1 protein-coding gene is annotated in these 5,790 nt (G+C 71.7%); it reads right to left on the reverse strand.

What is annotated here, in order from left to right; all coding sequences use genetic code 11:
- Positions 1–5,768 (reverse strand): amino acid adenylation domain-containing protein (locus AB0G79_RS33220; protein WP_360813201.1); only part of this gene is annotated, 5,768 nt, incomplete at its 3' end.
- Positions 5,769–5,790: the final 22 nt, after the last annotated feature.

Below are 5,790 nucleotides of genomic sequence, written 5' to 3' on the forward strand. Positions count from 1 at the left end.
TCAAACCCGAACGAAGCAAACTGCAACACCCGAACCCCACGCCCCACACCCATCAACGGAGCGAACACCGACACCAAATTCGCCAACGCCCCATGCCCCACCCCCACACCCTTCGGACGACCCGTCGAACCCGACGTGTAGATCACGTAGGCGAGGCCGGTGTCCGTGTAGGCGGCCTCGGGGGCCGTGTCCGGTGCGGAGTCGAGTGCGGCGCGCAGCTCGGGGCCGTCCACGACGGCGACCGGCGCGCGGTCCGCGGGGAGGCCGGGCAGGGCCTCCTCGGTGGTGAGGACGAGGGCGGCACCGCTGTCGGCGATCAGGTACGCCTTGCGGTCGGCGGGGTGCTCGGGGTCGATGGGCAGGTAGGCGGCTTGGGCCTTCCAGACGGCCAGGACGGCGACGATCATCTGCTCGTCGCGGCCGAAGCTGAGGCCGACGACGGATTCGGCGCCGATGCCCCGCTGGACCAGGACGTGCGCGAGGCGGTTGGCGCGGGCGTCGAGCTCCGCGTACGTGAGCTCGGTGCCGCCCGCGATCACCGCGACCTCGTCCGGGGTGCTCGCGGCGTGGGCCGCGAAGAGTTCCGGCACGGTGGTGGGCGCGACGGTCGTGGTGGTGTCGTTCCAGTCGTTCAGGAGGAGGTCGCGCTCGGGTGCGTCGAGTACGTCGACCGCGCTGAGGCGGGTCGCGGGCTCGGCGACCAGGGCGGCGAGGACGCGCGTCCAGCGTTCGGCGATGCGCCCGGCCGAGTCCTGCTCGAACAGGTCGGCGGCGGCCACCACGCTGCCGTGCAGTCCGGCGGGGGTTCCGTCGGTGTCGGCGGTCTCGGAGATCTGGAAGGCCAGGTCGAACTTGGCCGCGGCGTCGACGGGGCCGGCCGGTCGTGCGGCGGTCGGCGGGGTGCGCAGGCCGGGCAGGTCGAGGACCGCCTCGGCGTTGTTCTCCAGGGAGAGCATGACCTGGAAGAGGGGGTGGCGGGCGAGGGAGCGGGCCGGGGCGAGCTCTTCGACGAGCTTCTCGAACGGCACGTCCTGGTTCGCCATCGCCGCGAGACTCGTCTCGCGTACCCGGTTCAGGACCTCGCGGAAGGTCGGGTCGCCGGACAGGTCCGTCCGCAGGACCAGCGTGTTGACGAAGAAGCCGACCAGGTCGTCGAGGGCTTCGTCGTTGCGGCCGGCGTGGGCCGAACCGATCGGGATGTCGGTGCCCGCGCCGAGCTTCGCGAGGAGTACGGCGCTGGCGGCCTGGAGCACCATGAAGGTGGTGACGCCCTCGGCCTGCGCCAGGTCCCGCAGCTGTGCGTGGACGTCGGCCGGAACGGTCACCGGGATGCGGTGGCCCCGGTTGGTGGAGACGGCGGGGCGGCGGTGGTCGGCGGGGAGCGTCAGCTCCTCGGGGGCGTCGGCGAGTGCCTCGCGCCAGAAGGCGACCTGGCGGGAGCCGACGCTGTCGGGGTCCGCAGAGTCGCCGAGAAGCTCGCGCTGCCACAGCGCGTAGTCCGCGTACTGCACGGGCAGCGGCTCCCACGCGGGGGCTTCTCCCGCGCACCGCGCCGCGTAGGCGGTGGAGAGGTCCTGCGCGAGCGGACGCTTGGACCAGCCGTCGCTCGCGATGTGGTGCATCACGACGACGAGGACCTGCTCGTCGGGTCCGGCAGAGAACAGCCAGGCGCGGAAGGGTATTTCGGCGGAGAGGTCGAAGGCGTACTCGCCCGCGGTGGCGACCGCGTCCGGCAGGTCGGCGGCGGCGACCTCGACGAGCGGCAGCTGCCAGGTCAGCTCCTCCATGGGGATGACCCGCTGGTACGGCTCGCCGTCGGTGACGGGGAACACGGTACGCAGGACCTCGTGCCGCTCCAGGACGTCCCGCAGGGCCGCGGCCAGCGCCGTGTGGTCCACGTCCCCGGCCAGGCGGAGCGCGACGGGGACGTTGTAGCCGGTGTTCGTACCTTCCAACTGGCCTATGAACCAGAGGCGTTGCTGGGCGTACGACAGCGGGGTGCGCTCGGGGCGCGGCATGGGGGCGAGTCCGGCACGCGCGGCGCCGGCCAGGCCCAGTCGGGCCGCGAGGCCGGCGACGGTCGGCACCTCGAAGAGCGTCGCCAGGTCCAGTTCGACGCCGAGCGCGGCGCGGACACGGCTGACGAGGCGGACGGCGAGGAGGGAGTGGCCGCCGAGGGCGAAGAAGCTCTCGTCGACGCCGACGTGGTCGAGGCCGAGGACCTGGGCGAAGGCCTCGCAGAGGACCTCTTCCTCGCGGCTCTCCGGGCCGCGGCCGGAGCCGCCGGCGTGGGCGTTGTCCGGTGCGGGGAGGTTCTTGCGGTCGAGCTTGCCGTTGGCGGTCAGCGGGAGCGCGTCGAGGACGACGACCGCGGACGGAACCATGTACTCGGGCAGGCGCCCTCGGACGAACTCGGCGACGGAAGCAGCGAGTTCGTCGTCGGTCTCGTCGGGGTCGGTGGGGACGACGTAGGCGACGAGGCGGGTGTCCCCCGGGGTGTCCTCGCGGGCGACGACCGCCGCCTGGGCGACCTCACGGTGCGCGGTGACGACTGCTTCGACCTCGCCCGGCTCGATACGGAAACCACGGACCTTGACCTGCTCGTCGGCCCGGCCGAGGTACTCCAGCAGGCCGTCCTTGGTCCAGCGGGCCATGTCACCCGTCCGGTAGAGACGGCCGGCGGGCTCGAAGGGGTTGGCCACGAAACGCTCAGCCGTCAGACCCGGACGCTTCACATAGCCACGGGCCAGCTGGGTGCCCGCGATGTAGAGCTCGCCGGCGACACCCGGAGCGACCGGGCGCATGCGCTGGTCGAGGACGTACAGGCGGGTGTTGGCGATCGGACGACCGATCGGCACCGTGTCCCCGACACTCTGGCCCGCAGAGATCTCATGCACGCAGCAGCCGACGACCGCTTCCGTCGGGCCGTACTCGTTCACGATCACGGACTCGGGAGCCAGCTCCAGCCAGTCACGGACGACCGTCCCCGACAAGGCCTCGCCACCCACGACCCACGTACGGGCGGAAGCAGCCGCCTGCTCGGGGGTGAGCATCTCCGCCAGGAGCGGGAGGTGGGCGGGGACAGCCTTGACCAGACCGAACGTCTCCGACGCCTTCACCAGGCCCGCGAGACCCTCCGCGCCGCCCTGCTCGTCAGCCACGACCGCCGAACCCGCGACCAGAGGCACCAGGACACTGGTCACCGTCAGGTCGAACGCGAGCGAGGAGTGCAGCGGCGCACCGCCAGCACCCTCACGCATCTTGTACGCGTCGACGGCCCAGGTCACGTAGTTCGCCAGGCCCTCATGGGTGACGGCCACGCCCTTCGGGCGGCCCGTCGAACCCGACGTGTAGATCACGTACGCAAGGGAGTTCGGGGCGATGTCTGCCTTCGGTGCGTCCGTCGGCGCCGAGGTCAGCTGCATCCGCATCAGCGCGCTGTCCAGGGCCACGAAGCGGTTCCGGCCCGCCGGGAGATCATCGAGGATCTCCTCCGTCGTCAGCGTCAGAACCGCACCGCTGTCCGCCAGCATGAAACCGATCCGCTCCGCCGGATACTCCGGATCGATCGGCAGATACGCCGCACCCGCACGCCACGACGCCAGGAACGCGACCACCGCATCGACCCCGCGCGGCAGGCACACACCCACCACCGACTCCGGGCCAATGCCCTGACCGGCCAGGTACTGGGCCAGACGGTTCACCCGGACATCCAGCTCCGCGAACGACACCTCCGCGCCACCGGCGACGACAGCCACCGCATCAGGAGTACGCGCCACCTGAGCCGCGAACAGCTCCGGCACCAACACCGAACCCAGGTCCGTCGCCGTGTCGTTCCACTCCACCAGCACCCGACGACGCTCGTCGTCACCGAGAACGTCGAGGGTGGCGAGGGGCAGGTCGGTGCCGTCGGACAGTGCGGTCTCCACTGCGGAGACCAGGTGCTCGGCGGCCCTGTGGACGAGCTCCGTCACGGAGTGCGGGGCGATGGGGGCGATGGCGTCGACGACGAGGGTGAGGGTCTCGCCGTTGTCGTTGACGGCCACGGAGAGCGGGTAGTTGGTGCGGTCCTGTGTCCAGACGGTGCGGATGCCGGTGATCGCGGCGGTGTGCTCGCCGTCGGCCTTGCGGCCCGTGTCGTGGCGGTAGTTGAAGAAGGAGGTGAAGACCGGGGTGTCGGCCGGCAGGCCGCCGGCCCGCTGGGCCACGGCCAGGGGGGCGTGCTCGTGCTCCATGAGGCGGGCGAGCTGGCCGCGCATGGCCTTGATGGACTCGAGCGCGCCGAGTTCCCCGGTGCGTACCCGGACGGGGAGGGTGTTCATGAAGGGGCCGGGGACGCGGTCGGAGCCGGTGCCCGCGTTCATGCGGCCGGAGAGGACCGTGCCGAAGACGACGTCCTCGCGGCCGCTGAGCGCGGCGAGGACTCGTGCCCATGCCACGTGCAGTACGGGGGCGGGGCTGACGCCGAGGCGTCGTGCGACGTCGCGGAGTCGGGTGGTGAGGGCGGGCTGGAACTCCCGTTCTCCTCGCGTGATGCCGGTGCCGTCGCCGCGGACGTCGACCAGGCCGTAGGCGGCGGTGGGCTCGGTGACGTCGCCGAGCAGCTCGGCGAAGTACTGCTCGTGTGCGGCCTCTTCGACGCCGGTACGGGCCTGGGCGACGAAGTTGCGGAAGGGCAGCGGGGCCGGGAGGTCCTGGCCGCGGCCAGTGAGGAAGGCCTGGACCTCGTCGAGGAGGACTTCCTTCGCGGTGTGGTCCTGCACCATGTGGTGCATGCGCAGCAGGGCGAGGCGCTTGCCGTCCGCCGTCGGTGCGACGTGCAGGGTGATCAGGGGGGCGCGGCTCAGGTCCATCGTGGTGCCGCCGGCCGTGACGAGTGCGGCGACGAGGTCGTCGGTGTCCGCGTCGAGGGTCACGTGGGTGACGGGCAGGGCGGCGTGGCGCCGGACGACCTGGACGGGTTCGCGCAGGCCTTCCCACATGATCGCCGTGCGCAGGATGTCGTGGCGGTCGACGACGGCCTGGAGCGCGGACAGGAAGCTGTCGAAGCGCTCGGCGGAGTCGAACTCGATGACGGTCGGGAGCGCGTAGGCGTCGTCGCCGCCCTCGTTGAGGAGGTGGTGGAAGAGCAGGCCCTCCTGGAGGGGGGCGAGCGGGTAGACGTCCGCGACGTTGGCGGCGCCGCCGTCGACGGAGTCGACGATCCGGGCCAGTTCGTCGGTCGTCAGGTCGACGAGCGGGAGCATCTCCGGGGTGATCTCGGTGGCGTCGGCCGGGATGAGGTTCTCGGGGACGGTGGTGTGGGCCGTGCTCGTCGCGACGGCGAGGCCGGCCGGGGTCGGGGTCTCGAAGAGTGCGCGTACGGAGACGGACAGGCCGCGTTCGCGGAGCCGTTCGACGAGGCGGACGGCGAGGAGGGAGTGGCCGCCGAGGGCGAAGAAGTCGTCATCGACACCGACTTCGGGCAGTCCGAGGACCTGCGCGAACACACCGCACAGCAGTTCCTCGCGGTCCGTCGCGGGACGACGGCCCCCACTCACGTACTCCGGCGCCGGCAACGCCCTCACATCGAGCTTGCCGTTGACCGTCAGCGGCAGAACACCCAGGACCACGACCGCCGACGGAACCATGTACGACGGCAGACGCTCCGCGACGAACGCCGTCACCCGCGCCCTCAGCCCAACAACGTCCACGCCGCTGTCGCTGCTGTCGTCGGGGACCACATAAGCCACCAGCCGGCGGTCACCCGCCGTGTCCTCACGCACCACGACCGCGGCCTGCGCGACACCC

It is taken from the genome of Streptomyces sp. NPDC020807 (genome assembly GCF_040641575.1).
Taxonomy (GTDB): Bacteria; Actinomycetota; Actinomycetes; order Streptomycetales; family Streptomycetaceae; genus Streptomyces.